The sequence below is a fragment of the Paenibacillus silviterrae genome (assembly GCF_030167925.1).
In the GTDB taxonomy this organism is placed as follows: Bacteria; Bacillota; Bacilli; order Paenibacillales; family NBRC-103111; genus Paenibacillus_G; species Paenibacillus_G silviterrae.
This window is the reverse complement of the sequence record NZ_JASKUT010000004.1, coordinates 1-24,361: the sequence shown is the minus strand read 5'-3', so window position 1 is coordinate 24,361 and position 24,361 is coordinate 1. Positions and strand designations below refer to the sequence as shown.

Here is a 24,361-nt window from a genome sequence, read left to right as displayed (position 1 = left end):
AAAATGATTTTTGCCATGCGACTGACTCTCCTCCCTGGTTTTCTTGCATATTCATCATTAGGCGTTCCATTTGCAGCCTTCTTTATGTCTAGATTTTACCATCCAACAGGCATGCCCGGTTCTCATGGATGCTCATGTGCACAGTCATGGCTCGAACAGCAATATCCATAGGCTTTTAAGCCAACACTAACCAGCTTGTATTCATTCCGTAAATAACCTAAAGTCCTCCGGCGGAGGATCCTCCCAGGCGCGTATGATAAGGATTGTCTCCGGATCTGTTTTATCCCATTCGATAAAACCTTCTTTAGCCAGTATCGCAAGCGAATCCCATACACGTTTTTCATTCCGCCCTGTCTTGATCGTTAGTTCGTGGATCGTTGGCGTTCTTCTACGGATAGCTGTAAAGTTTCCAATTATACGTAACAGCTTACGCTCGGCATCATGAAGCATATTGATTCACCGGCTTCACTGCCAGAATGTTCTCAATTCGAAAAGTTCTTGGATCATTTCGATGTAAACAATGTGCCTTAACGATACCGCCAACTGATGATTTCACATGGATCCGCCGCTGGGTGATTCGTTCGTCAAGGCCAATATAAATAATATCAATTGTTTTTCCAACGTATTTTCCCATATTCATACATATTTCACCTCTAATAAGAACGTTTGTTCTATACTATGTTATACAGAACAAACGTTCTTTATACAAGGGGGGCTTAACTATACAAAAAAATAGCACACCCACAGGGGCATGCCAGTTCTTAAGCTAATCCATCGGGCCGGCGGCCCAGTTATCGTAGCTTGCAGCGGCCGGTGGGGCATGCAGCACCATCTGGGCAATAAGTCTTGTATTGTCCAGTTTATTCCTGACATAAGTCAGCTCGCTCTTCGCCTGCTCCGCAGCCAGCTTCGCCTTCAATACAAGACGTCGCAGCTCATGCGTATGAGGCCATAGCTCCGCCTCACGCGCCTGCTCATTCTTGCCCTGAATCGTCCCCTGGTAGAAAAGCTCGTTCGTCTTGGCCGTTAACGCCAGCCTGCTCTCCTCCAAGTAGGACAACGCCTTCAAATAATCCTGCTCCGCCCGCAGTACCCGTTCCGGGAGCGACTGCAGCTCCAGCAGAATATCCTCCTTCTGCACAGCGCCAACCTCCCATTGATCTTATTTAAAATATTTTCTTCTGCTGCCGGTCCGCCTTAAGAATTTCGACCGCTTCACGGAAGCGCATCGAATGCACAACCTCCCGCTCCCGCAGGAATTTCAGACCGTCTTGCAAATCGACATCGTCGGTCATATCGATGAGCCATTGGTATGTAGCTCTGGCCTTCTCTTCAGCCGCAATATCCTCGTACAAATCGGCGATCGGGTCACCCTTCGCCTGTATGTAGGCCGCTGTCCACGGCACACCGCTGGCATTTTGATAAAACAGGGCATTGTCGTGCGCCACGTAATGATCATCGAGTCCCGCGGCCTTCAGCATCTCCGGTGTCGCATCCTTTGTCAGCTTATACACCATGGTCGCAATCATTTCTAGATGGGCAAATTCCTCCGTCCCAATATCCGTCAGCAGCCCGATCACCTTATCCGGTATCGAATAACGTTGGTTTAAGTACCGTAACGCAGCTGCCAATTCTCCATCCGCTCCGCCATACTGCTCCAAGAGCAGTTTGGCCATGCGTACGTCACACTTGCCGACCCGTACCGGATACTGCAGCTTCTTCTCATAGATCCACATAGTACGCTCCCCTCCGTTAACGAATGTTTAAGAGAACCCTGCCATGGCGCTGCAACGATTAAAGCTCAGCCTGCTTTACAACGTTAAGCGCCACGTGCGTGCCTATACCTGCCACGGCCAAGGGCCTTCCGCCCACTGCCATGGATGCTTGCTGAAGCCGAAGCTGTGGCCGTACTGCGTAAGCGGTCCGAATTCCATCTGAAATTGATGCGCCACCTGCAGCCGCTGATGAGTGAATTGATTAAACTGCCTGATGGCCTGTTCATCATCGGGGTGGGTGTCAAGGTACAGGGTCAGCTCCACGAGGACAAAATCGATGGCCTGAAGCTCATGAAGGGTGGTGTAATATTTTTCCGGCAATGCATGGGTCATAGAACATCCCTCCTCGAGTTAAGATTCGTTTCGTTTGGGCTCGTAAGGACTGAACAGGGCAGGCCACAGCGTTCCTCTACGCCAGTGCCTCATAGGTGATATTGCGGCAATCCCGGCGGCTGAAACGGGATATAAAGATTTGGCGGTGTGACGAAGGTTTTGCATTCGATCGGGGGGCAAGGGTCATTGGGACTGACGAAGGGAAACCATACCTTCACTTGTTGATTCTGTTGATTCACAAGCCATACCTCCTTTGTACAACCACGGAAGTGATACGTTGGACCGAGCTTCAGTAAGGAGCTCATCTTACAACCACTACCTCTATTATATAGACATTGCCTGTCTGTTATGAGCTTACAAGCTCCCGGAATACTGGTATTATTTATCCAGCAGCTGCAGAGCACCTAGCCCCAGGAACATAAAAAAACACCTCGCCCGCCCATCGTTTTCTAATGAGCAAGTAGAGGTGCTGTGGATCAATGTATGTTTTTTCTTCTTAAAGCGTCCGCCCTTCACATCGTGAATGTTGCCGACCCGCGAGGAAGGCCGTCGGGTCAATCTCCTCCACGATGGACTTCAGCTTCGCCTCCTCCAGCCGGGTGACGACACAGAAAGATAACCTGCTTGTCATCGCCCGTAAATCCTCCCTCGCCGCTGAGATACGTAACGCCGCGGCCAAGCCGCTGAATGATGGCGTCCCCGATGTCCCGAACGCTGTCGCCTGATTGATCCAGACAGACTTCGACTCTCCGAAGCCTTCGATGGTGAGATCAATCATCTTAAAGGCAATATAATAGGCAATCAATGAATACATCGCCCGGTCCATCCGAAGACAAATCCCGCACTCCCCAGAATGAAGAAGTTGAAGAACATCACAATCTCGCCTACAGAAAACGGCTTTTCTTGCTTACCAGGATGGCCACGATTTCCGTGCCGTCCAGCGAGCCTCCGGAACGAATCACCATCCCCACCCCGATACCGACAATAATCCCGCCGAAGACGGCGGCAAGAAGCGGATCTATCGTTAACGGGGCCACCGGATGCAGCTTGTACGTTCCGATGGACATGATGATGACGGCAAACAAGGTGGACAAAGCGAAGGTTTTTCCGATTTGCTTATACCCGACAAACAGAAACGGCAGATTCAGCAGCAGCAAGTACAGCCCAGAGCGGTCCTCCGAACAAAATAGGACGAAATGATCGGAATACGACAACCCCACCGTCGATGATAGAGTTGGGAACGAGGAAAATTTCCAGTCCCGACGGAGACGAGAGCAGCCCCCAGGGTAAGGAAGAAAATACGGCGCAGCAGCTTAACGGTCGTCAGCTTTGCATGCTTTTTGGCAGTCAGTCTAGTTGTCTCCATCTGTGTCCTCCATCGTGCGTTAAGCTTTATCCAAGTTGATCGTAAGGTGCAGAAGCCCTACACGACGCAGTGCTTGATAAATGATGATCACGACCGGACCGAGCAGCAGCCCGATCACCCCGAACAACTGAAAGCCGATATACATGCTGATAAGTGCGGCTAGCGCATGAATCCCTACAGCCTCACCAATAATTTTGGGTTCGATGAGACGCCGGAAAATCATAATGAAAAGCAGCAGGATCAGCAGCCCCACAGCCAACTGCGTATTCCCCGCGAGCAGACAGTAGATGATCCAGGGTACGAAGACGGCGCTTGTTCCAAGGATAGGCAGGACATCTACAAGGACGATGACCAACGCAATGGCCAAAGGGTAATCGACCCGCAGAAACAGCAGCCCGGCAGCTGTAACAAGGAAGGTCAGAAAGCTGATCAGCGTCTGGGCAAACAAAAATCCGACCAAGGCTCTCCGCAAATCGGTAAGCACACTTGCCACCTTAGGTCTAGAACGTTTATCGAACAAATTCAGGAAGGACTGATATAAGCTGGGTAATTGGAAAGACATGAGATATAGACTAATGATGAAGACCACGACAAAGACAAGCATGTTGGAATCGCCTTCGCTACGTTTAAAAATACATCGAAACCGCCGTCAATACATCCTTGACGCTTTCCGCCAGGGAGTTATGCCTGACTCCAGAATTCCTTGGAGCTGCTCGGCTACACCCAAAGGCAGTGAATCGTAGAAGAGCCGCGTACGCTCTGAGGTATCATCGTAAAACAATCTCGCCCCGTTCAAAATGGCAGGACTATGGTTCCATAGCTGAATGACCTCAGAGACGATTTGAACCCCAGCAAATAAACAAAGCCAAGCAGTAAGGCGGTAAACCATGTGCAAACCAAAGCTGAAGCAACCATCCGAGGGAAACGCAAATACTTCATACTTAATGTAACCAAAGGCTCCAAAAAAATTGCTCCCAGCAAGGCCAGCAAGAAAGGGAATCCGATGGTAAACAATCCGTACAGCAGCACAAATCCGACAGCGCATAAAACTACAGCTCGCAATGACACCGTATGAGGCTCCCCTCTTTTCGTCAAGTTGCGTCTGACTGAAGCATCCGGTTTAAATGACCGCCTGGCGTTCTTTGAAATTCAAGCCTTTATAATAAGCATCCATAACAAGCAAATTCGGTCCGCAGCAGGAGGCGGCAGGGCAATAGCAATCAACGGCATCATCAGCGGATGCTGCTTCCATCGCTCAAACACCTGATCCAGCGTATCCCGATGAGCATTGCCGAGTGGGGGAACATCCGAGAAATCTGTCACATAGACATCGCCCGTAAATAAGTTGACATTCAATCGATTGCGGCCGTCCGGGTCGTTCCGTACCGTTACATTCGGCTCCTTCCTGAGTCTCCAAATCAATTCGAGATCGGCATCGGAGGAGCTGCAAGCATAGAAGGGCAGCGTGCCGAACAGCATCCAGAGCTCCTGATTGCGATGGTCAAGCAAATCGTGAATCGATGTGCGAATCTGCTCCAGACTGAGCACCGGAAGCTGGGCGGCAAAGGCGCTCGGGTACATCGGATGCACCTCGTGGCGTCGACAGCCCATTTCACTGATCAACCGGTGATCGCCGGCAGCTTCTCATGCGTCCGGTAATTGATCATCGACTCCGCGGATACGAACATGCCGCCGCGGCTGAGGGCCATCGTGTTCTCTACCATCCGTTCATACAGGCGGGCGGCCGTATCCTTGGACACCTTGCGGTCTGCACGAACAAAACCCACTTGATAAAAGTCGTCCGCATTCAAATAATTGAACGAAATATGCATGACGTCCAGATAAGGGAGCGAGCAGCTCATAGCGGTGCAAATCGAGCGTCACATTCGAATTAATCTGGGATCGATCCCTCTTTCTCTGGCATAACGCAAGATGGGCACGATATAATCGCGAACGGTCTGCTCATGATAGCTCGGCTCACCTCCGGTGATGCTGATGGTTTCCAAATGCTCGACCTCATCGAGCCGCTTCAGAATCGCAGACAGGGGGATTCTCGGCCCTTCGGTCATCAGCAGCGAATCGCCTACAGCACAGTGCTCACAACGCATATTGCACAAATTCGTTACGGTTAACTCTACGCTGGTAAGAACGTGTTTATGATGCCGGCTTCTGGAGCGAATCGGCTCCCACGGGTCGTTCTCAGGGGTAATCGGGTCCAGTTCCGCCCGAAATGTATTCTGTATTCCTTCTGACATGGTAATTCTTCACACCTGACTCTTGAGGTTTATTTTCATTTTATTGTATCGCAACCCGTCACAAAAGAAAACCGAACGGCTTTCTGAAAACAAAGAGGCCGTCCCTTGTGGAAGGACTTTCTCCCGCAAGGAACCGCCTTTGCATTATACCGGCGTAACCGCGTTCTCTTCACCTACACCGGTAATAAGCAGCGTCATCTGCTGCGACAAATCAATATCGAAAGGGACTGAATATCTTCCCCATAGGCATTCTTCAGAATACGTACCGTGGGCCGATGCGGAACGGAAGGATTCAGATCGCACACAACTCCCGTTTCGCCCGTATTCAGCGTAACGGTGACGCCAAGCGGATAGATTGCGATTTTGTCCCGGAACAGTTCGATCTTCTTCATATCATAGAGAGTTCCCGTGCCGGCATACAAAATCTCCATTGCCTGATGAGGAAGCATCGCTCTGCGGTACACCCGATGGGTCGTCATGGCGTCATACGAGTCGACGAGTCCGATCCATCGGGCATACTCATGGATCTCGTCCCCCTTTAAGCCCCGGGGATAACCCGAACCGTCAACACGCTCATGGTGCTGGAAGGCGCAGTGAGCGGAGAGCAGCGGGATATTAGGCTCGTCCTTCAGGAAGCGGTAGCCGAATTCCGCATGCTTCTTGATCACAAGATATTCCTCATCGGTCAGTCTGTCGTTCTTGCGCAAAAGCTGTATAGGGATCTGAGTCTTGCCTATATCGTGCAGCAGCGAGCCGAGTCCCAGCGTCATGAGCTCCTCTCTGGAATACCCATGAGCCATTCCAAGCATCGTTGAGTATATGCATACGTTAAGAGAGTGCTGATATAAATAATCATCCATTGTATGAATATTGGTCAGCATGATCATCGCGTCTTTATGGCTGCTGAGATCGTCGAGAATCATCGTCAGCAAATTGCGGAACACCTTGCCCACCTGCAAGGCGCCAACCGCTTTACGCTTCATGTGATCCTCCATAGCCGTGCGGAAGGACTGCTTGATTCCGGAAATGGCTGCAGCGCGCGTCTCATCCGAGATAAGCTCCCGTATTACAATGTCATCAGTTCTGGGGTCACTTATATAAACAAAATCTACACCGTGATCTCCTAAACGCTTGATCAATGACGAGGAGAGCTCCACCCCTTCATTCAGCAAGACCAAACCGTCGCTGTTGTATATCTTTTTGCAAGCTTCATCCCGGGTATGATCTTCGCGATAGGCAGCAAGCGCATAGAAGTGTCACGTCTACTTTCTTAAATTTTTTTTAGAATAAGGCTGTATGATAAGAGTAAAAGATCCGTCAAAAAATGGCAACTATCTTTTGATGCATTTTTCTACTTTTTTATTAATTTTATGACAAAAAAAACAAGAAAGCCGAAAGTCCTAATCAAATTAGGACCCCGGCCCACTTAACCTAACGAAGCAGAAACATCAGAACACCGCGGCAATCAGGAATCGGTAGTAGGCAAAATAAGACAAGCTGAACCGGCTGAACGAACTTGATGAACGTAACGACGGCCAACAGCGCAACAATAAACGATACAACGAACCCTGTTGTGAAGAAACCGAACTGCTCTGAAGAAAACTGATCGAAGCTTTTGAGCATCTCGTAACCGGTCACCACAACCATGACAGGATGGCGATGATAAATGTAAAATCAGCGGCGGCAGCCCGGCTCATGCGGACAGCATCCCCCCGGCGATCGTCGATCCGGAGCGGGAGAACCCCGGCCAGATCGAGAGAAATCTGCCATAAGCCGACCATGAGAGCCTGCTTATAAGTAATCTGATCCACATCCTCGTCGTCACCGTGCCTTGCTGCTTCTCCCCAATAATGAGAAGAATCCCTCCGAGGACAAGCCCAATGAGGACGGTGGTCGGCGAGAACAGCTGGCCTTTTATAAAATCCTTCAGCACATAAGCCAATCCGAGGGCAGGTACAATGGCAATCGCAATATGGAACAGATTCAGTCTCGGTCCCGGTTTATCGGACTTGTAAGGCCGAATAATCGCATGATTCGTTTCCAATACAGCAGCACAACGGCCAGGATCGCTCCGAGCTGGATCGCGATTTCGAACGTTTTGATAAATTCATCGCTTTCCGGAATTCCCAGCAAATAACCCGTCAGGATCATATGGCCGGTCGAGGAAACCGCAGAAATTCCGTCAAGCCCTCCACAATACCGATGATAACGGCAACCCAAATATCGTACATTTCACGCCTCCAAGAACCGGAATTCAGAGCATTAGGTACCGTACGAACGCCGCATTCCGCAGTTATGGCTCGATAGACAACCAGCGGCGATGCAGACTATCCTCAATCGCCCCCGAGCATGCAGCTCCCGAAGCAGCACGTCGCGAAGGAAGTCCGGCAGCAAGTATTCTACATGCGTTCCCTCGGCGATCGGGAGGTATCCGATTCCGAAGGTAAACATATCGATGGTCCCAATACGGTATGACCTTTGCAATTCAAGTGGCGCTGATCCACAAGCACACGATGGATTTTGCGTCCCGCTTTGCCGGCAGGGTCATACTCTACGATCATTCCATCGAGACAGAGGGTGCCGAGCACCTTGCCCCGAAGCCGTAACCCTTAATCGCCTTTTCCGTGTATTCCGGCAGTAAGGCTTGCTCCAGCGCACGCAGCAGCTGTGCTCCGGTCAGCGTCATGCGGCACGGATTAATAGGCGACGGACACAAGGCCAGCAAGTCTCCGGACGTGACTGGACCGTAGTTCAAATCCCCCAGGAGCTGTCCCGCGTTCACAAGCCCGATCTCGGCCTCCGTCACCCGGCGCAGTCCCGCCGCAAGAAGATTCCCCAAAGGGGAATCGCCGTTCCAATTGTGCGGGAGCGCTCTGTCCACGAAGGCCACCGGGTGGCTAAGGGTTTGCCTGGCAAGCTCTGAATACGCCGCGATGACTTGTTTCACCTCGGAGTCGTTCTCTTCCAATGGTTCGGTTGCTATGACGGAGCCGGAGGAGGATAGGATGGCCTTGCTTACGCTGTCGAGCTCCAGGTCGACGATCCCGACATACTGACCGAATTTGCCTGTGGCACATACAGCGCTTGATTCATACGCTGAGCTTCCTCAAGCAAGTGATGCGTGTGTCCGCCCAGAATGACGTCTATGCCCGGAATTTCTTGTGCCATCCGTTCATCCAGCCGCAGACCGAGATGAGACATCACGATCAGCACATCGACCTCGGGACGAAGCTTACGAACGAGCTGCTCCGTTACCTGCAGCGGCTCCTGAATATCCCACCCGAGCAAGCGATAGTACTCTGTAAAATAAGCCGTGACCCCTATCAAGCAATCCGGATTCCTGATTTGGTAAGGATTTGATACGGCAGGGCCCACTCGGGCAGCTCCCCGGTGGCCGTCTCCGGCAAGTTGCTGGCGACGATATGAAACTGAGCCTCGGCATACAGCTTGGCAAGCATGCTCCTGCTGAAGGTCAGTCCTTCATTATTGCCTAGCGTCACGGCGTCGTAGCCCGTTGCATTCAGCACAGCGATGTTCGCAAGCCCCTCCGTGCCCTCCGTTTCCGGAAACATTCGATCCAAATGATCTCCAATGTCCAGCGTAACGGTGTGCTCCTCGCCGGCTTCCGACCGCAGCCTCCGGATGACCGCCGCAATCTTCGGCATTTGCTCGAAGCGGCTATGCAGATCGTTCGTATGGAGGATTCGCAGACGGTTTTCGATCAGCATTCATAAGCGCTCTCCTTTCGTTTAGCGGCTTCGAAGGCTGCTCTATTTGCGAAGCTTCAGATCGTCCAGGCTCACCGTGTTTTTGAAGCCGTAGGTTGCCTCCTCCGGAGCAAGCCCTTCATACCCTAGACGAAGGGTAACAACGCTTTTGACATTTAAGCATTCGCTGCTGCCGTCCGGAACGTAGAGACGAAGCGGAAACCCTTTCTTCAGCGGATTGCCATCTTCTGCTCGTACAAGAAGCATGCCTGATCGAGCTGATCCCATGGAATCGTTGCCTGAAATTCATCCGCCGCCTCAACTTGAAGAAGGACCGGCAGTCTGTCGTTCTCCCCTCCCTGCTGCCCGCGCCATCCGGCATACCAGCGCTTCAGATCGAAGGCCTTGCCGGAGACGGACGGAACGCGCTCCTGCAGAGCAAAGCCGCCGCCGGCCAGCGAAGCCATTTCCTGAACGGTAAGTTGTCCGCTCCCATGTATTTCATCATATACGTGAATTGCATCGTTATGCCTCCCTTGCCTTAAGTCCAAAACCACAGCCAAACTCATCCCATTATACCATTTCCCATGAAAAATATGATATGCTGAAAGGAAAAAAGGAAGTCGTGGAGGCGTCATGAAACTTCAACTATTGCTGTTTGCAGGACTCGCCGAGCAGCTAGGCGGATCCGAGCTGACTTTACATATCGAGCAGGAATCCCTTACGGTAGAGGCGCTTAAGGAGAAGCTGGCAGAGCTGTATCCTCACGCAGCGCGCTCGCTGCAGCAATCCTTCATTGCGGTAAATCAAGCTTACGCCGAGCGGAGCTGCTTCTCACCGAGAAGGATGAAATTGCGATCATCCCTCCGGTATCGGGCGGAGAACCGACGGAGGAAGAGCTGCACGGACGTCGGGGAACCTTGTATGTATTACTAAGGATCCGATTTCTGTAGAAGAGTCACCGGCAAGGTGATTCATCCGAACCACGGTGCGTCGCTCTCCTTTGTCGGAACCACGAGGGAATTTACCTTCGGGAAGAGAACGACGCTGCTAGAATATGAGGCTTACGAGCCTATGGCTCTCAAGACGATGGAGCAAATCTGCTCGGAGATCGGGGAGAGGTGGGACGGGGCGTTATGCGCCATTACCCATCGTCTGGGCACCGTGGGGATCGGTGAAATTAGCGTGGTGATTGCCGTTTCCGCCCCCATCGCGCCGCCGCTTACGAAGCGAGCCGTATGCCATTGAGCGACTGAAGCAAATTGTACCGATATGGAAGAAAGAAAATTGGGAGGACGGCTCCGAATGGAAGGGCCATCAGCTGGGGCCCTGGGATCCTACAGCCGGTCCCGGCCAATCGACTCCCGAAGGAGGAGGGGCAGCATGAACATGAATGAAGCAAGCCACATACAGGAGAACGAGATCTTAGCCACCTTGCCCGCTACTCTCGGCAAATGTTATTCCTCCCGATCGGGCCGGAAGGCCAAGCGAAGCTTCACGAGGCACGTGTCGCCATCGTAGGCATGGGCGCCCTCGGCACCGTCCTCGCGAACCATATGATTCGCGCAGGGGTCGGCTTCGTGCGCCTGATCGACCGCGACTTCGTCGAGACCAGCAATCTGCAGCGGCAGATGCTGTACGACGAAGCCGATGCGGCCGGCTCGTCGCCGAAGGCCGTCGCCGCAGCGGCGCGGCTCCGGGCCGCGAACTCGCAGGTCGCGGTCGAACCGGTGGTCGCGGACCTGAACGCGACCAATGCGGAAGAGCTGCTGACGGATGTGCAGCTCATCCTGGACGGAACCGACAACTTCGCGGTGCGGTTCCTGATCAATGACGTGAGCCTTAAGCACGGCATCCCGTGGATTTACGGCGGCGCGGTCAGCTCCCGCGGCGTAAGCCTTACCGTCGTTCCCGGAGAGACGCCTTGCTTGCGCTGCCTCTTCGGGCAGCCCCCGGCGCAGGGAACGACCGAGACGTGCGATACGGCCGGCGTCATCGGGCCGATCATACATACGGTCGCTTCACATCAGGCGACCGAGGCCATGAAGCTGCTCGTCGGCGCTCACGAGCAGCGCAATCGGCGGATGGTCCACTGGGATCTGTGGTACAACCAATACTCGGCCGTTGACGTGAGCAAAGCCCGGAAAGCGGACTGCCCCTGCTGTGCGGAAGACGTTATGAATATTTGGAAGCATTCATGCATGAGGATACGCTGCAAACGCTATGCGGGAGAAACTCCGTGCAGATTCAGCCGGTTAGGCCTTCCGCGCTAAGCCTAAAGGAATGGGCGGAGCGATTGCGTCCGCTGGGCGAAGTGGAGCTGAATCCGTTCCTGCTCAAGTTCCGGCTGGATGACGAAATCACGTTTGTGCTGTTTGAAGGCGGACGGGATGCTGGTCCAAGGAACGGATGATCCAGTATTGGCCAAGAGCCTTTATAGCCGTTATATCGGAATGTAACTTAATGGAATTTTTGTGTTAAATTTTCAATAATTATTAATAAATTTTTAGTAAAATTTTACTTCAAATCGCGCAGTTCGACATTGTTTGCCAATCCGAATGCTGGTATGATTAGGGAAATCGCACAATATTTTTTATTTTGAGGTGAATTCTTTTGCGGGTTCCCATTTATGATGTGCGGGTTGGCGATCGTTTGGGGTCGGATACCTTCAACAAGCACGGGCTTCTTGTGCTATCCGCTCATACGGTTCTTCATGCGGAGGATATTGCTAAACTGCAGCGACATGACTTGGATTATGTCGACATTGATTTGCAAGTGGAAAATTCCAGGCTCACCGTCTCAACAGTCCAAGAGCAGCAAGCAGAAGCATACAGGCAACGCGGTCGACAACATCAAGCTTGTGTTTGAGCAAGTACTTCATGAAGGAAGCTCCATGAGGAGCAAGTGGAGAACGGTTTCACCCCGCTCGTTCAACACTTCAAGCAGGAAAAAGACGTCGTCTCGCTTCTGATCGCTCTAAATACGAAGGACGATTACACTTACAGCATAGCGTCCAAGTAGGCATGATCTCTTATTACATTGCGAAATGGCTGGGGCAGTCGGAAGACGAAGCGTTATTGGCGGAAAAGCGGGCTATCTGCACGATATAGGCAAGAGCAAGGTATCCATAGACATCCTTCAGAAGCCTTCGCGTCTTACCGATGAGGAGTACGAAGAAATTAAAAAGCATACCATTTTCGGGTATGAGATGCTGAAGCAATCCGGCTTCGAGCAAAGCTTGGCGGTCGCGGCGCTGCAGCATCATGAGCGGCTGGACGGGACCGGCTATCCCCTGCGGATTAAAGGACATGAAATGTCCCGTATGTCCAAAATCGTAGCGGTCGCCGATGTGTATAGCGCCATGATCTCCAATCGCACATATCAGAAGGCCCGCAATCTGCTGCATGTTCTCCGTGAAATCCATCGCTGCAGCTTCGGAGAGCTGGACCCTGGCATTACACAGGTGTTTATTCGGAATATGGTTCCTAATTTTGTCGGAAAGAAGCTCCAGCTAACGAATGGACAGCTCGGCACAATCGTTCTGACGAATCCGGTGGACTTCTTCCGGCCCTTAATTAACGTCGAGGGAAGGTTCGTTGATTTGTCTCACGAACGGGAGCTGGATATCGAACAAATCTTTGTTTAGAAATAAAGCTCAACGTCGGCTGACGTTGAGCTTTATTCCTTTGAAGCATTAATACGCTACTCTTTTGGCACGCAAGAACGTTTTTTTCCAGTAGCCCTTATTGATAGTTGAAATTTGTACGCCATTCCGAGGCAGCGGGGAAGCATGAATCATCCGGCGATTCCCCATATAGATGCCCACATGCCCGACCGTCTTATGGTCCTGAACCGCCCCGGTACATAGAAGAACATGAGGTCGCCCTTACGCAGGTTTTTCGGCTGACCGCCGTTCCCCTTTTCGCTTGCGCGCGAGCCGTTCTAGGCAAATCCACGCCGAACTTGTTAAACACATAATCCGTGAAGGTGGAGCAGTCGAAACGGCCGGTTCTTGGATACGGCCCTGTGCCGAAACGATACTTCACGCCCAAATATCGTTTTCCGCGGCGGATTAAAGCATTCATATCAATATTTTTTAACACCGGAACGGCCTCTTGGTTCATTAGCGCTTCCAGCTCCACGGAGCTCAGCTGTGTCAGCTCCTCTACAGCGCCGCTAAGCGTTTCCGCATCGGCAGGATCCTCGCCCTCATCCCCCTTGAAAGGATCGTCCGGGTCATCTCCGAAGTCCAGTTCAGAGCCTGTATCCGCCTCCTCCGGTCCGTCCATCGGATCCATTACCGCTTCACCCACCGGACGCAGAACCACTTCGCGATCTGTCAGCTCGAAGGAGATATCGTCGCCGAATAAAGGCTGAATCGCCGCAGACGGCAGGAACACCTGATGGTTTCTCAAGATTGGCGCTTGAGGAAGGCTTACCTTCTCCTCTTCTTTCATGGCAGTGGTATCATTCACCTTCAGCTCATAGTTGGAGCCGTATTCCCCTATTTGCAGCACGCCTTGATCGCCATCCCAATCGGTGTTATACTCCAGTGCCTTAGCGAAGGCGTTAGCTTCAACGTAACTTACCCCGTTGATCGTCGTGAGCGGCAAACGGGCCGTATCTGCTTCCAGTACCTTCGGTTGGTGCTTCGACTGGGCCGTAAGGCCCTTTGCGGCATTTTCCTGCTCCACTCTTGCCCTGTTCGTCTGCCTTCCGTCTGTGCTCGGAAAGCTCAATTGATTGTTTTGACGCTGTTCCTTGGACAAAATATGGCCGCAGCCCGTGGGGATGAGAAGAGTTCCGATGATCATGGCTAAAACGGCTCTTTGGCTTCGCTTTTTCATGCTGGCTGTCTCCTTGTTCAGCAAATTTTCACTTTCTATAGCATGAGAAAAGGCTGAACCCCCTATGCATTGTCGGCTATGGAAACAAAAAGGACACAGCCTCCGGTATAACCCGGGAAAGCTGTGTCCTTCCTTATTATTAACCGATAGAGCCTTCCATCTCGAACTTGATGAGACGGTTCATCTCTACGGCATATTCCATTGGAAGCTCCTTCGTAAACGGCTCGATGAAGCCCATAACGATCATTTGCGTAGCTTCCGCTTCGCTTAAGCCGCGGCTCATCAGGTAGAAGAGCTGATCCTCGGAAACCTTGGATACCGTTGCTTCGTGCTCCAGCGTGATGTTATCGTTCATGATCTCATTGTAAGGGATCGTATCCGATGTGGACTGATTATCCATGATCAGCGTATCGCACTTGATGTTCGCCTTAGACCCCTGGGAATTGCGTCCGAAGGAAGCCAAGCCGCGGTATGTTACTTTACCGCCGTGCTTACTGATCGACTTCGATACGATCGTGGACGTCGTATCCGGAGCCAGATGCGTCATCTTCGCTCCTGCGTCCTGATGCTGACCTTTCCCTGCTACCGCGATGGAAAGCACCATACCCTTCGCGCCGCGGCCCTTCAGAACGACGGCAGGATATTTCATCGTCAGCTTGGAGCCGATGTTTCCGTCAACCCATTCCATCGTTGCGTTCTCTTCCGCTACCGCACGCTTGGTTACGAGGTTGAAGATATTCGGTGCCCAGTTCTGGATCGTGGTGTAACGGACACGGGAGTCCTTCAGACAGAGGATCTCAACGACCGCACTATGCAAGGAGTTTGTGCTGTAGATCGGAGCCGTACAGCCCTCTACATAGTGCACGAAGCTGCCTTCGTCGGCAACAATCAGCGTACGTTCGAATTGCCCCATGTTTTCCGAGTTAATCCGGAAATATGCCTGCAGCGGAATTTCTACCTTTACGCCCTTCGGAACGTAGATGAAGCTTCCGCCGGACCATACGGCACTGTTCAAAGCGGCAAATTTATTATCGCTTGGAGGTACGATCGTGCCGAAATATTTTTTGAAGATCTCAGGATATTCGCGAAGCGCAGTATCCGTATCGGTAAAGATAACGCCCTGGTCTTCGAGCTCCTTCTGCATGCTGTGGTATACTACCTCAGATTCGTACTGAGCGGATACGCCGGCAAGGAACTTTTGCTCGGCCTCGGGAATACCCAGCTTGTCGAACGTTTCCTTGATTTCGGAAGGCACCTCTTCCCACGTCTTGCCTTGCTTCTCAGAAGGCTTGACGTAGTACTGGATATCCTCGAAATCCAGATCGTCCATGTTGCCGCCCCAAGTAGGCATATCCATCTTCTGGAATTGCTCCAGAGACTTCAAACGGAACTCAGCATCCACTCGGGCTCGCCCTTCATACGCGAAATTTCCGTAACAATCTCTTTATTCAAGCCTTTTCCGACTGGAACACCGCTTTGTGCTCGTCGCGAAAACCATACTTATAATCTTCCATTTCGGGCATTTTTTTCGCCATGATGGTAAGACCTCCTTTTCAATTTAAGGTCATTCCGTACGTTTTACTATTGTTTTGAGTGCTCAATACCTTTGCGCAGAGCATTCCAAGCAAGGGTGGCGCACTTGATTCTGGCAGGAAACTTGTTCACGCCGGACAGCGCCTCAATATCCTCATACTCGAACTCGACCGGCTCGCCCTTCATCAGGCCGGAGAAGCTCTCCGCCATCTTCAGCGCTTCGTCCAGCGTTTTGCCTTTCACGGCATCCGTCATCATAGAAGCGGAAGAAAGGCTGATGGAACAGCCTTCGCCCGTGAATTTTGCCGCTTTGACAATACCGTCCTCCACCTGCATCTGAAGCTGTATCTTATCTCCGCAGGTTGGATTGTTCAAGTCGATGCTAACCGCTTCTCCGCTTTCGAAGGAGCCGCGGTTGCGTGGATTTTTATAATGATCCATGATGACTCTGCGGTATAAATCATCCAATTGCATGGCCGAAGTACTCCTTTGTTTTGATTAGCGAAGCGATCAAGCGATCGACATCTTCCTCGTTATTGTATAGATAAAAGCTTGCCCGTGCCGTTGCCGTTACTTGAAGCCAACGCATCAGCGGCTGGCAGCAATGGTGTCCTGCGCGAACGGCAACGCCGCTTGCGTCCAGAACCGTTGCAACATCGTGCGGATGAACATCGTCCAGGTTGAAGTGGACCAGTCCTGCGCGATTCTCCTTCGGTCCATAGACGGTAAGGCCTTCAATCTCAAGCATCCGATCCATGGCGTAAGCCGTGAGCTCCTTCTCATGCTTGTCGATCGCATCCATTCCGATGCTTTCCAGGAAATCAATCGCCGCACCAAGCCCGACCGCGCCTGCAATGATCGGAGTTCCCCCCTCGAACTTCCAGGGCAGATCCTTCCATGTCGATTCGTACAAGCCAACATGATCGATCATTTCGCCGCCGAATTCGATCGGCTCCATGCTTTGAAGAAGCTCCTTCTTACCGTAAAGGGCACCGATCCCTGTTGGAGCACACATTTTATGGCCGGACAGCGCATAGAAATCACAATCGAGATCCTGTACGTCAACCTTGATATGAGGTGTGCTCTGAGCCCCGTCCACTACCATCTTGGCCCCGTTCTTATGAGCAATCGCCGTAATCTCCTTGATGGGATTGACGACGCCAAGCACGTTGGAAACATAAGTGACGGAGACGATTTTGGTGCGGCTTGTTACCGTACTCTCCACATCCTCAAGGCGGATGGAGCCGTCCTCTTGAAGCGGAATATATTTCAGTGTGGCGCCGGTAGCCTTAGCCACCTGCTGCCACGGAATTAAGTTGGCGTGATGCTCCATGGGAGTAATGACGATCTCATCACCCTCGCCGCAAACCGTTCTTGCGTAGCCTGAAGCTACGAGGTTTAACGCCGTGGTTGTGCCGCGGGTGAAAATCACTTCCTCCGTCGAGCGGGCATTGATGAACTTACGCAGCTTCTCTCTGGCATTCTCATAGGCATCGGTCGCCCGCGAGCCCAGCGTGTGGACACCGCGGTGCACGTTGGCGTTATCCCATTCGTAATAATGCTTGATCGCATCGATTACAACCTGAGGCTTTTGCGAGGTGGCCGCGGAATCCAAATACACTAGCGGGTGTCCGTTGATTTCCTGATGAAGAATCGGGAACTCCTTGCGGATGGCTGCGGTATTCATTGTCCCAGCTTCCTTTCCACAAGGCTCCTTAATTGCGTCTGTACGAGCTCCAGCGAATTTCGGAGACAACCGGATCCAGGAAGCCATAGATGATCAGGCGCTCGGCATCCTGACGGGAAATCCCCCGGGACATAGATAGTATACATACTCAGGATTGACTTGGCCGACGCTGGCTGCGTGTCCTGCCGTTACGTCATCCTCGTCGATAAGCAAAATCGGGTTCGCGTCTCCGCGCGCCTTCGGGCTGAGCATCAGCACCTTCTCCGTTTGCTCGCCGTTTGCCTTCGTAGCGCCATGCTCAATCTTGGTGATACCGTTGATAATCGCCGTCGCCTCATCGCGCATTACCGCGCGAGTGATCATTTGGCTGTCCGAGCTTTTACCGTAGTGAATCGCACGGGTCGTTACGTTCAGCTTCTGGTCGTTGGTGCCTACACTGATCACCTTGGCATCGGAAGTAGAGCCGTTGCCTTTAAGAATCGTCGTCGTATCGGACATCGTGTTCCCATAGTTCATTTCACCGATAATCCATTCGACGCCAGCATCGTTCTCAACGACCGCGCGGCGATAAGTCAGATCCGTTACGGAATCGTTCAGGCTGTGTACGGAAGCGAAGGTAACCTTGGCGCCGGGCTTGGCTACTACTTCTACTACACCGTTCAGTACAAGCTGATTCAGATTGCCTTCCGAAACGAAGTTATCTACGTAAGTAACGGAGGAATGCTGCTCAGCTACGATCAATACGTGCGGAGAGAAGCTTGCTTCCGCATCCGATGTGAGGAACAGCGCTTGAACCGGTACTTCCACTTGAACGTTCTTTGGAACGTAGAGGAATACCCCGCCGCTCCAAAGCGCAGTATGCAATGCGGTAAGCAGGTTTTCCTTCGTCTCGACAACGGACATGAAGTACTTTTGCACCAAGTCGCCATGCGTTTGAAGAGCCTCTTCCAGGCTGGTGAAAATTACACCCTGCTGCTTCAACTGCTCGGAAACGCTGCGGAAGGTTACAGCCGAGTTCTGCTGAATCAGCAGGTTTTCCGGCTGAGCTTGATTCTCGCCTTGCAGCAGCTGCTTCGCTGCCTCAGGAAGCTGATCCAAGGCGGTCAGCTCGCCTGCTGCTTTATATTTGCCGTAGGAATTTAAGCTCCAACGGTCGATTCTTGTTTTTTCAAGCTTCGGTAATTCCAACGATTCGGCCAGCTCGAGAGCCTGCGCCCGAAGATTTGTCATCCATTCCGGTTCTTTTCTGGACTTCGACAGCTCCGTTAGGCTTGCACGATCGATGGGAAGAGCGGTTTGTGTACTCATCTTGCGTATCCTCCTATCCCTCTATCGCTTAGTATTTAGGCGCTGTAGTATTCATCGGAACCTTGAATTCTTTCTCTTCTTGGCCAACCGTTTCGTCTACAATCCCCAGTTCTTCCTTTACCCAATCATAGCCTTCCGCTTCCAGACGCTCTGCAAGCTCAGGACCGCCTGATTTTACAATGCGTCCTTGCATCATAACGTGAACGTAATCAGGCTTGATGTAGTTCAGCAAGCGCTGATAGTGCGTAATGATCAGGAAGCCGCGGTCTTCGGAGCGCATGGCGTTCACACCTGTCGCTACAATGCGGAGAGCGTCGATATCCAAACCGGAGTCAATCTCATCGAGAATGACGATCTTAGGATCGAGCATCAGCATCTGGAGAATTTCGTTCCGCTTCTTTTCACCGCCGGAGAAGCCTTCGTTCAGGTAACGATGCATGAATTCCGGATTCATTTCCAGCTCTTTCATTTTCGCTTCCATTTGACGGATGAACTTGATCAACGAAATTTCGTTGCCCTCGCCGCGGCGCGCATTGATCGCACTGCGCAGGAAGTCCGCATTCGTAACACCGGTAATTTCGCTAGGGTACTGCATAGCAAGGAACAAGCCTGCTCTTGCTCTTTCGTCCGTCGCCATTTCAAGCACGTCTTCGCCGTTCAAGGAAACGGAACCGTCAGTAACTTCATACTTCGGATGTCCCATCAATGTGATGCAAGGGTCGATTTCCCCGTTCCGTTCGGACCCATGATGGCGTGAACCTCGCCGCCGTTGATCTTCAGCTTAAGCCCTTGAGGATCTCTTTCCCTTCGACAGTTGCCTTCAAACCGTCTATGATAAATTGTGGTGAATTAGCCATGATTTGCGCCTCCAGCGTTAAATTATTCTTTGTTAATAATTATTCTAACTGATTATCAATGATTCTCAATGATAATATTATCTTACATTACCAATAAAAATCAATAGGCGTGCTTAGGCTCGGTGAAAATGAAGCGAACCCGGGAGCCTCGATCACATATAAACCGGTCACCCCAGCAACGATTTTATGGTATTTATCCGTTCCGCATATTGCTCATCGGATAAGACCGGCCGTCGCTCCGCTGCATCCAGAGCTGCGGCAGGCAAGCCGATCCATGATTTGCAGCCGTTATACTCCGGCAGGATGCTTACCCGGACGGGCTCGGTTAGCTCGTACACACGCAGCAGCATAAGATGCAGCGGCTGTGCCCGCTTCCACTTGACCCGCTCTTCGGCGAAGCGGTCGGTCCAGATATGCTCTCCTTTGAGCCGATCCAGCTCCTCTTGCGATGCAATTAGTATGTCTTCCGTAAGCTCGGCATAACAACGAATCACCGCTTCCGTATCCTGGCTGCTCCAGCCCCTCAGAGTCTCGTCCAATTGATATTGATACTCTTCCTTAAGCAGCTCCCTGCGCTGATGCTCGTAAGTCGGATATAAGTAGAAGCTTTCGCTCTCGATCTGGAAATCCCGGGTTTCCTCCCGAATCCCTCCTTTGCGCATAATGAGAATTTGCTGCCCGTTTCGAAGTGCTTCAATGGCCGAAGCCCACTCCTTTAGTGCAATTACCTGACCGCTCATCCGTGATTCTCAACTCCGTATTTGCTTGATCTTAACATTGTACCATGTTCGCGCGGCAAGGCAAAACCATACAGCTCCCTGATTGCATAAAACTTCGCGGTTCGCCCGATTCTAAAGAAGTAATGACATTATCCTTTGAGGAGGAATTGTACATGCGCGAAGGTCTTATTCCTACCGTCCTGGGTACAGCAGTAACAGCTTCCGGTGCAGCTATGAGAGGGAAGTATCCTATGGCAGCCGCCGCTGTAGTAGGCTTCGGACTTGCCCATGTGGTACTAGGGGCAATCGATTTGGTGGAGCATCGTAGGCAACGCATGCTTTAATTCTGAAAGAGGACAAGGGAAGGCACAATTCCAGTGCCCTCCCTTTTCTTTTGTATCCCTCTATTTCCAATCACCCCTAATTTGATTTATACTTAGGAATGGCAGTTTTTTGTCGAAACCGTTTAGTTAACGTCCACTTGGAGGGGATATATACCATGTGCGCATACCACGCATTAAGTGAAGCGGAAGCAATCGAGTACGCCCGCCGCCTGCCCGATTTGTTTGCAGCCAATAGCGAGCTTGTCAGCCGTGAGATCGGCGACGGCAATTTGAATCTCGTTTTTCATATCTCGGAGCCTTTTTCGGGGAAAAGCATCATTCTCAAGCAAGCCCTTCCTTACGCAAAGGTTGTAGGGGAATCCTGGCCTCTGACACTGGACCGTGCCCGTATTGAAAGCGAAGCGTTGATGATCCAGGAAGCGCTTTGTCCTGATCTTGTGCCCCATGTCCATGTCTATGAGCGAAGCTTGCCCTTACGGTCATGCAGGATTTAAGCGATCATGTCATCATGCGCCGCGGACTGATGGAAGGCAATAAATATCCGCTGTTCGCCGAGCACATTTCCCGTTTTCTAGCCCACACCTTGTTCTTTACCTCCGACCTTGGAATGAATCAGCAGGAGAAGAAAGCTCGGGTGAAGCAATTCGTCAATCCGGAGCTGTGCAAAATTACCGAGGATTTGATTTTCGATGACCCGTACACGAATTCGCCGAACAACAATGTGCCGCCGGCCATTCAGGATGCGGTAGAAGCGGTTTGGAACGATAAGGAGCTGCATCTTGAGGTTGCCCTTCTCCGTGAGAAGTTCCTCGTTCAAGCGCAGGCGCTGCTGCATGGCGATCTACATACCGGCAGTATTTTCATTAAACCCGAATCGACGAAGGTGATCGACCCGGAATTCGCTTATTATGGTCCGATGGGCTTTGATATCGGTGCGGTATTCGCCAATCTCCTGCTCAATTATGCCGCGCAAGAGGGCTGGAGTCAGGATGCTTCCTCTCGTCAGGACTTCCGGCGTATCTCTTGAATACCATCCGGGACATTGGTGGGCTTCGATCGGCAATTCCGTACGCTTTGGAACGAGCAGGGCAACGATCGCATGTTCAAGACAGAGGGCTTCCAGGACGCTTATATGACGCGCTTGCTGCAGGACACCTTCGGGTACTCCGGTTGTAAGATGGTTCGCCGCGTTCATGGACTCGCACAGGTCGCCGATATCAATAAGCTGGAGGACGCCGCGGCGAAGGAGCGCGCTCAGCGCATCGCCCTGCAAATCGGCACGTCCCTAATTAAGCACAACCGGAAGGCAGCTTCGATCGAAGAGCTTCTGGATATCGCAGTGAAGGCGGTTCAATAAGATGTCAACAGTAGAGCAAACGCATATGATTGGCTGCAGTCGGTACGCTGGAATTCGCTGGATAACCGGTTGGATCGTTCTTGACCAGCGCCTGCTGCCCGATGAAATTGTTTATTTGGAGCTGACCACCTCCGAACAGGTGTGGGACGCCATTAAACAGCTCGCGGTTCGCGGGGCTCCGGCCATCGGGATTGCCGCTGCGTTCGGGGTTTACCTCGGTGTTCGTCACACCGAAGGGGACAAAAGCGCCCTGCTGGCAGAAGTGGAGCGGCAATGCGATTACCTGGCTACCTCCCGGCCTACGGCAGTGAACCTGTTCTGGGCTTTGGACCGGATGCGGGCAACCGCGAAGGGGCTTCTTGCCGAGGGTACGGAAGTAACGGTCGAAGGCGCAAAGCAAGCACTGCTGGACGAGGCTAGGGCAATCCAAGCCGAAGATGAGGAAACGTGCCGTCTGATCGGAGAGCATGCTCTAACCCTGTTCGAGGACGGCATGGGCTTGCTCACGCACTGCAACGCCGGCGGCTTAGCGACAGCCCGTTACGGCACCGCCTTGGCCCCGATGTATTTGGCGAAGGAGAAGGGACTCAACATCAAGGTGTTCGCGGATGAAACACGGCCGGTGCTGCAGGGTGCCAGACTGACGGCCTTCGAGCTGCAGCAGGCCGGTGTCGATGTGACGCTGATTTGTGACAACATGGCCGGAGCGGTCATGTCCAAGGGCTGGGTACAGGCGGTCATCGTCGGGACGGATCGCGTGGCGGCCAATGGCGACGTAGCCAACAAAATCGGGACCTACAGCGTAGCTGTATTGGCCAAAGCGCACGGCATTCCTTTTTACGTGGCTTGCCCGATGTCCACAATCGACCTCAATACGCCTACAGGAGCGGACATTCCTATTGAGGAACGCCATGAAGACGAGATTACGCAAGGCTTCGGCAAACGTACGGCCCCGCAAGGCATCAAAGTATATAATCCTGCCTTCGACGTGACGCCGAACGAATACGTTACCGCGATCATCACCGAAAAGGGAATCGTGCGAGCCCCTTATGAGGAAGGCTTGCGTAACCTGTTTGAAGAGTAGCGGATAAATACAAAGGACGCCCCTCGGGTTTTAATCCGATCAAGGCGTCCCTTTTTCTTATGGCGTGTTCGTTTCCTTTGGCTCCTCTTCCTTTGCCGGCGGCTCGACTTTGCAATCCTCGCAGATCCAGCTGTTCCCCGTTTCACCTTGGCCCTTGATTTTGCCGCATTCTCCGCAGGTAATCATGGCTGGCAGCCCCCTTATCTTTGAACTTACCTCTATTGAACCATAGAGCCGTCCCCGGCGGCTGTGACCGATATCACACTTCCTGTGCAAACTGCTTTGTCAGAAGATAGCAGCGAAGCTTATGCAGATCCTTAGAAGAAATCGACTTGATTTCACAGCCGTACCGGATCGTTTTCTCCAGGATATGCGCATATCTTACGATCAGCTTCGGATGGATGGTCTCCCTCGTCACAGATGATCATCGAATCGTAGACCTCATTCATTCGGACGGAGAAATCGTCTACCTCCAGCCCGAAGCCCAGCCTGCTGACATCCGTAAAGCGAACCGAACGGATTTTGAAATCCTCGCTGATCGTACCGAAGGTATTGAGCTTAAAGCTCTTGAACACCTTGTCCTCCTGGCGGTACAGCTCCTCGTACGCGATAGGCGAATAACCCTGAATCTGAAAAATTTCGCTGTTTACAGGAGCACGATGATCCGCGACGTAGCGGTCCGCATCACTTTCATCGTCCATCTGCGGAAACGGTCAAAGCAAATGATCGCATCTCCGCTCGAATATTCAGCTTCATCCGGCAGGCTGATTTCCATAAAGTCCGGCTGCTCGTATGCAATTTCTCCTTTGTGAACCTTGCCTTTATACAACATTTGAATCTCTTTCATCCGAAGCACCTCCGCATCATTGCTATAATTGGAGTTTACTAGGAAGAAATTCAAAAAGTATCAAGCAATCGTTAAGAGATTATTAGATTTGGATACCAGAATGAACAATTCGTGTCGAATGCTCATACGAAAGTCGAAGGTTTTTTGACTTCAATCGCACAAATTGAGCTTTGGCAGCCCAAATTTCTTGCGAATTCTGCCCATTACGATGACTTTCATAACGTTACAAGGAAGCATTATCGGCCCGATATAAGCGCCAGACGTCGTAACGCGATTTTTTCAACTTACGGTGGCAGATGAACACATTCTTGGTACAGTAAGGTGATTTCTGCAGCTAGAATA

The 24,361-nt window shown here is 51.8% G+C and carries 28 protein-coding genes and 9 pseudogenes; 9 read left to right on the top strand and 28 right to left on the bottom strand.

Annotated elements, in window-relative coordinates:
• Nucleotides 1–439: 439 nt before the first annotated feature.
• The 12 genes and pseudogenes from QMO62_RS33055 to QMO62_RS33000 form a co-directional block, all read right to left on the bottom strand.
• Complete coding sequence (locus QMO62_RS33055) at nucleotides 440–640, bottom strand: hypothetical protein (protein ID WP_284641167.1); 201 nt, start codon at nucleotides 638–640, stop codon at nucleotides 440–442.
• Nucleotides 641–766: 126 nt separating this feature from the next.
• Nucleotides 767–1,141 (bottom strand): hypothetical protein, encoded by a 375-nt coding sequence (locus tag QMO62_RS33050; protein WP_284641168.1) that lies wholly within the window; start codon nucleotides 1,139–1,141, stop codon nucleotides 767–769.
• A gap of 25 nt (nucleotides 1,142–1,166) precedes the next feature.
• Nucleotides 1,167–1,736: a manganese catalase family protein gene (locus QMO62_RS33045; RefSeq protein ID WP_284646833.1), complete on the bottom strand. Its 570-nt coding sequence runs from the start codon at nucleotides 1,734–1,736 to the stop codon at nucleotides 1,167–1,169.
• A gap of 102 nt (nucleotides 1,737–1,838) precedes the next feature.
• On the bottom strand, nucleotides 1,839–2,108 hold the full coding sequence (locus tag QMO62_RS33040; RefSeq protein WP_284641223.1) for a spore coat protein CotJB: 270 nt from the start codon (nucleotides 2,106–2,108) through the stop codon (nucleotides 1,839–1,841).
• Nucleotides 2,109–2,126: 18 nt separating this feature from the next.
• A pseudogene (locus QMO62_RS33035) lies at nucleotides 2,127–2,347 on the bottom strand (spore coat associated protein CotJA).
• Between the two features lie 250 nt (nucleotides 2,348–2,597).
• Nucleotides 2,598–3,474 (bottom strand): annotated as a pseudogene (locus tag QMO62_RS33030) (YitT family protein); the annotation flags it as partial.
• Nucleotides 3,475–3,493: 19 nt separating this feature from the next.
• A complete protein-coding gene (locus tag QMO62_RS33025; RefSeq protein ID WP_284646832.1) occupies nucleotides 3,494–4,036 on the bottom strand; it encodes an AI-2E family transporter in 543 nt (180 codons plus the stop codon).
• A gap of 558 nt (nucleotides 4,037–4,594) precedes the next feature.
• Nucleotides 4,595–5,729 (bottom strand): annotated as a pseudogene (gene yfkAB, locus QMO62_RS33020) (radical SAM/CxCxxxxC motif protein YfkAB).
• A 194-nt stretch (nucleotides 5,730–5,923) separates the two neighbouring features.
• Entirely contained in the window at nucleotides 5,924–6,907 is a 984-nt protein-coding gene (locus QMO62_RS33015; protein WP_348651756.1) for an HD-GYP domain-containing protein, read from the bottom strand.
• 253 nt (nucleotides 6,908–7,160) lie between these two features.
• Entirely contained in the window at nucleotides 7,161–7,376 is a 216-nt protein-coding gene (locus QMO62_RS33010; RefSeq protein ID WP_284646831.1) for a hypothetical protein, read from the bottom strand.
• Nucleotides 7,377–7,422: 46 nt separating this feature from the next.
• Complete coding sequence (locus tag QMO62_RS33005; RefSeq protein WP_284646830.1) at nucleotides 7,423–7,773, bottom strand: undecaprenyl-diphosphate phosphatase; 351 nt, start codon at nucleotides 7,771–7,773, stop codon at nucleotides 7,423–7,425.
• On the bottom strand, nucleotides 7,713–7,880 hold the full coding sequence (locus QMO62_RS33000) for an undecaprenyl-diphosphate phosphatase (RefSeq protein ID WP_284646829.1): 168 nt from the start codon (nucleotides 7,878–7,880) through the stop codon (nucleotides 7,713–7,715). Before QMO62_RS33000 ends, QMO62_RS33005 begins: the two co-directional genes overlap by 61 nt.
• Nucleotides 7,881–8,078: 198 nt before the next feature.
• On the opposite strand from QMO62_RS33000, the gene QMO62_RS32995 reads away from it, so the two are divergent.
• On the top strand, nucleotides 8,079–8,204 hold the full coding sequence (locus tag QMO62_RS32995; RefSeq protein ID WP_284646828.1) for a hypothetical protein: 126 nt from the start codon (nucleotides 8,079–8,081) through the stop codon (nucleotides 8,202–8,204).
• Between the two features lie 82 nt (nucleotides 8,205–8,286).
• Here QMO62_RS32995 and QMO62_RS32990 read toward each other — a convergent pair whose 3' ends face one another.
• From QMO62_RS32990 to QMO62_RS32970, 5 genes are all read right to left on the bottom strand, one after another.
• Nucleotides 8,287–8,676 (bottom strand): 5'-nucleotidase C-terminal domain-containing protein, encoded by a 390-nt coding sequence (locus QMO62_RS32990; RefSeq protein WP_284646827.1) that lies wholly within the window; start codon nucleotides 8,674–8,676, stop codon nucleotides 8,287–8,289.
• A gap of 68 nt (nucleotides 8,677–8,744) precedes the next feature.
• Nucleotides 8,745–9,056 (bottom strand): metallophosphoesterase, encoded by a 312-nt coding sequence (locus QMO62_RS32985; protein ID WP_284646826.1) that lies wholly within the window; start codon nucleotides 9,054–9,056, stop codon nucleotides 8,745–8,747.
• A complete protein-coding gene (locus tag QMO62_RS32980) occupies nucleotides 9,053–9,457 on the bottom strand; it encodes a metallophosphoesterase (RefSeq protein WP_284646825.1) in 405 nt (134 codons plus the stop codon). Before QMO62_RS32980 ends, QMO62_RS32985 begins: the two co-directional genes overlap by 4 nt.
• A gap of 42 nt (nucleotides 9,458–9,499) precedes the next feature.
• Nucleotides 9,500–9,703 (bottom strand): hypothetical protein, encoded by a 204-nt coding sequence (locus tag QMO62_RS32975; RefSeq protein ID WP_284646824.1) that lies wholly within the window; start codon nucleotides 9,701–9,703, stop codon nucleotides 9,500–9,502.
• Nucleotides 9,667–9,993: a hypothetical protein gene (locus QMO62_RS32970; RefSeq protein ID WP_284646823.1), complete on the bottom strand. Its 327-nt coding sequence runs from the start codon at nucleotides 9,991–9,993 to the stop codon at nucleotides 9,667–9,669. The genes QMO62_RS32975 and QMO62_RS32970 overlap by 37 nt, the downstream gene beginning before the upstream one ends.
• 79 nt (nucleotides 9,994–10,072) lie before the next feature.
• On the opposite strand from QMO62_RS32970, the gene QMO62_RS33350 reads away from it, so the two are divergent.
• The 5 genes and pseudogenes from QMO62_RS33350 (at nucleotide 10,073) to QMO62_RS32950 (ending at nucleotide 13,082) form a co-directional block, all read left to right on the top strand.
• Nucleotides 10,073–10,372 carry a MoaD/ThiS family protein gene (locus tag QMO62_RS33350; protein WP_348651755.1) on the top strand — a complete coding sequence of 100 codons (300 nt, stop codon included), beginning with the start codon at nucleotides 10,073–10,075 and terminating at the stop codon, nucleotides 10,370–10,372.
• A 33-nt stretch (nucleotides 10,373–10,405) separates the two neighbouring features.
• Nucleotides 10,406–10,684 (top strand): molybdenum cofactor biosynthesis protein MoaE, encoded by a 279-nt coding sequence (locus QMO62_RS33345; RefSeq protein WP_348651754.1) that lies wholly within the window; start codon nucleotides 10,406–10,408, stop codon nucleotides 10,682–10,684.
• 135 nt (nucleotides 10,685–10,819) lie between these two features.
• A complete protein-coding gene (locus QMO62_RS32960) occupies nucleotides 10,820–10,957 on the top strand; it encodes a hypothetical protein (protein ID WP_284646858.1) in 138 nt (45 codons plus the stop codon).
• Nucleotides 10,906–11,895: pseudogene (locus tag QMO62_RS32955) on the top strand (ThiF family adenylyltransferase). The gene QMO62_RS32960 and the pseudogene QMO62_RS32955 overlap by 52 nt, the downstream one beginning before the upstream one ends.
• A 587-nt stretch (nucleotides 11,896–12,482) precedes the next feature.
• Nucleotides 12,483–13,082, top strand: a complete 600-nt coding sequence (locus QMO62_RS32950; RefSeq protein WP_284646822.1) for an HD-GYP domain-containing protein — start codon at nucleotides 12,483–12,485, stop codon at nucleotides 13,080–13,082.
• A gap of 48 nt (nucleotides 13,083–13,130) precedes the next feature.
• Here QMO62_RS32950 and QMO62_RS32945 read toward each other — a convergent pair whose 3' ends face one another.
• The 8 genes and pseudogenes from QMO62_RS32945 to QMO62_RS32910 form a co-directional block, all read right to left on the bottom strand.
• On the bottom strand, nucleotides 13,131–13,235 hold the full coding sequence (locus QMO62_RS32945; protein WP_284646821.1) for a hypothetical protein: 105 nt from the start codon (nucleotides 13,233–13,235) through the stop codon (nucleotides 13,131–13,133).
• A 40-nt stretch (nucleotides 13,236–13,275) separates the two neighbouring features.
• A complete protein-coding gene (locus tag QMO62_RS32940; RefSeq protein ID WP_284646820.1) occupies nucleotides 13,276–14,283 on the bottom strand; it encodes a C40 family peptidase in 1,008 nt (335 codons plus the stop codon).
• 139 nt (nucleotides 14,284–14,422) lie between these two features.
• Nucleotides 14,423–15,818: pseudogene (gene sufB / locus QMO62_RS32935) on the bottom strand (Fe-S cluster assembly protein SufB).
• Between the two features lie 46 nt (nucleotides 15,819–15,864).
• Nucleotides 15,865–16,290 carry a Fe-S cluster assembly sulfur transfer protein SufU gene (sufU, locus tag QMO62_RS32930; RefSeq protein ID WP_284641237.1) on the bottom strand — a complete coding sequence of 142 codons (426 nt, stop codon included), beginning with the start codon at nucleotides 16,288–16,290 and terminating at the stop codon, nucleotides 15,865–15,867.
• Entirely contained in the window at nucleotides 16,277–17,503 is a 1,227-nt protein-coding gene (locus QMO62_RS32925; RefSeq protein WP_284646819.1) for a cysteine desulfurase, read from the bottom strand. The genes sufU and QMO62_RS32925 overlap by 14 nt, the downstream gene beginning before the upstream one ends.
• Nucleotides 17,500–18,811, bottom strand: a pseudogene (sufD, locus tag QMO62_RS32920) (Fe-S cluster assembly protein SufD). The gene QMO62_RS32925 and the pseudogene sufD overlap by 4 nt, the downstream one beginning before the upstream one ends.
• Nucleotides 18,812–18,839: 28 nt before the next feature.
• A pseudogene (gene sufC / locus QMO62_RS32915) lies at nucleotides 18,840–19,668 on the bottom strand (Fe-S cluster assembly ATPase SufC).
• Nucleotides 19,669–19,835: 167 nt separating this feature from the next.
• The gene (locus tag QMO62_RS32910) at nucleotides 19,836–20,408 is read right to left on the bottom strand and encodes a DUF1802 family protein (protein ID WP_284641241.1); all 573 of its coding nucleotides are present in this window, start codon (nucleotides 20,406–20,408) and stop codon (nucleotides 19,836–19,838) included.
• Nucleotides 20,409–20,560: 152 nt separating this feature from the next.
• Here QMO62_RS32910 and QMO62_RS32905 point away from each other — a divergent pair, with 152 nt between their 5' ends.
• The 3 genes and pseudogenes from QMO62_RS32905 to mtnA all read left to right on the top strand — a co-directional run bounded on the left by QMO62_RS32905 (nucleotide 20,561) and on the right by mtnA (nucleotide 23,172).
• A complete protein-coding gene (locus QMO62_RS32905; RefSeq protein WP_284641242.1) occupies nucleotides 20,561–20,731 on the top strand; it encodes an asparagine synthase in 171 nt (56 codons plus the stop codon).
• Nucleotides 20,732–20,886: 155 nt separating this feature from the next.
• Nucleotides 20,887–22,088: pseudogene (gene mtnK, locus QMO62_RS32900) on the top strand (S-methyl-5-thioribose kinase).
• Nucleotides 22,089–22,121: 33 nt separating this feature from the next.
• Nucleotides 22,122–23,172, top strand: a pseudogene (gene mtnA / locus QMO62_RS32895) (S-methyl-5-thioribose-1-phosphate isomerase).
• A 57-nt stretch (nucleotides 23,173–23,229) separates the two neighbouring features.
• Here mtnA and QMO62_RS32890 read toward each other — a convergent pair.
• The 3 genes from QMO62_RS32890 to QMO62_RS32880 all read right to left on the bottom strand — a co-directional run bounded on the left by QMO62_RS32890 (nucleotide 23,230) and on the right by QMO62_RS32880 (nucleotide 24,019).
• Complete coding sequence (locus QMO62_RS32890; RefSeq protein ID WP_284641245.1) at nucleotides 23,230–23,358, bottom strand: hypothetical protein; 129 nt, start codon at nucleotides 23,356–23,358, stop codon at nucleotides 23,230–23,232.
• A 152-nt stretch (nucleotides 23,359–23,510) separates the two neighbouring features.
• Entirely contained in the window at nucleotides 23,511–23,873 is a 363-nt protein-coding gene (locus QMO62_RS32885; protein WP_284646817.1) for a hypothetical protein, read from the bottom strand.
• The gene (locus tag QMO62_RS32880) at nucleotides 23,819–24,019 is read right to left on the bottom strand and encodes a hypothetical protein (protein ID WP_284646816.1); all 201 of its coding nucleotides are present in this window, start codon (nucleotides 24,017–24,019) and stop codon (nucleotides 23,819–23,821) included. Before QMO62_RS32880 ends, QMO62_RS32885 begins: the two co-directional genes overlap by 55 nt.
• Between the last annotated feature and the right edge of the window lie 342 nt (nucleotides 24,020–24,361).

What these genes read in the sequence shown, in the direction of transcription:
- QMO62_RS33055 (WP_284641167.1), bottom strand. Translation starts at nt 640, where the DNA reads ATGAATATGGGAAAATACGTTGGAAAAACAATTGATATTATTTATATT.
- QMO62_RS33045 (WP_284646833.1), bottom strand. Translation starts at nt 1,736, where the DNA reads ATGTGGATCTATGAGAAGAAGCTGCAGTATCCGGTACGGGTCGGCAAG.
- QMO62_RS33040 (WP_284641223.1), bottom strand. Translation starts at nt 2,108, where the DNA reads ATGACCCATGCATTGCCGGAAAAATATTACACCACCCTTCATGAGCTT.
- QMO62_RS33025 (WP_284646832.1), bottom strand. Translation starts at nt 4,036, where the DNA reads ATGTCTTTCCAATTACCCAGCTTATATCAGTCCTTCCTGAATTTGTTC.
- QMO62_RS33010 (WP_284646831.1), bottom strand. Translation starts at nt 7,376, where the DNA reads ATGGTTGTGGTGACCGGTTACGAGATGCTCAAAAGCTTCGATCAGTTT.
- QMO62_RS33000 (WP_284646829.1), bottom strand. Translation starts at nt 7,880, where the DNA reads ATGATCCTGACGGGTTATTTGCTGGGAATTCCGGAAAGCGATGAATTT.
- QMO62_RS32995 (WP_284646828.1), top strand. Translation starts at nt 8,079, where the DNA reads ATGCAGCTCCCGAAGCAGCACGTCGCGAAGGAAGTCCGGCAGCAAGTA.
- QMO62_RS32980 (WP_284646825.1), bottom strand. Translation starts at nt 9,457, where the DNA reads ATGCTGATCGAAAACCGTCTGCGAATCCTCCATACGAACGATCTGCAT.
- QMO62_RS32975 (WP_284646824.1), bottom strand. Translation starts at nt 9,703, where the DNA reads ATGCTTCTTGTACGAGCAGAAGATGGCAATCCGCTGAAGAAAGGGTTT.
- QMO62_RS33350 (WP_348651755.1), top strand. Translation starts at nt 10,073, where the DNA reads ATGAAACTTCAACTATTGCTGTTTGCAGGACTCGCCGAGCAGCTAGGC.
- QMO62_RS32960 (WP_284646858.1), top strand. Translation starts at nt 10,820, where the DNA reads ATGAACATGAATGAAGCAAGCCACATACAGGAGAACGAGATCTTAGCC.
- QMO62_RS32950 (WP_284646822.1), top strand. Translation starts at nt 12,483, where the DNA reads ATGGCTGGGGCAGTCGGAAGACGAAGCGTTATTGGCGGAAAAGCGGGC.
- QMO62_RS32945 (WP_284646821.1), bottom strand. Translation starts at nt 13,235, where the DNA reads ATGATTCATGCTTCCCCGCTGCCTCGGAATGGCGTACAAATTTCAACT.
- QMO62_RS32940 (WP_284646820.1), bottom strand. Translation starts at nt 14,283, where the DNA reads ATGAAAAAGCGAAGCCAAAGAGCCGTTTTAGCCATGATCATCGGAACT.
- sufU (WP_284641237.1), bottom strand. Translation starts at nt 16,290, where the DNA reads ATGCAATTGGATGATTTATACCGCAGAGTCATCATGGATCATTATAAA.
- QMO62_RS32925 (WP_284646819.1), bottom strand. Translation starts at nt 17,503, where the DNA reads ATGAATACCGCAGCCATCCGCAAGGAGTTCCCGATTCTTCATCAGGAA.
- QMO62_RS32910 (WP_284641241.1), bottom strand. Translation starts at nt 20,408, where the DNA reads ATGAGCGGTCAGGTAATTGCACTAAAGGAGTGGGCTTCGGCCATTGAA.
- QMO62_RS32905 (WP_284641242.1), top strand. Translation starts at nt 20,561, where the DNA reads ATGCGCGAAGGTCTTATTCCTACCGTCCTGGGTACAGCAGTAACAGCT.
- QMO62_RS32890 (WP_284641245.1), bottom strand. Translation starts at nt 23,358, where the DNA reads ATGATTACCTGCGGAGAATGCGGCAAAATCAAGGGCCAAGGTGAAACG.
- QMO62_RS32885 (WP_284646817.1), bottom strand. Translation starts at nt 23,873, where the DNA reads ATGGACGATGAAAGTGATGCGGACCGCTACGTCGCGGATCATCGTGCT.
- QMO62_RS32880 (WP_284646816.1), bottom strand. Translation starts at nt 24,019, where the DNA reads ATGAAAGAGATTCAAATGTTGTATAAAGGCAAGGTTCACAAAGGAGAA.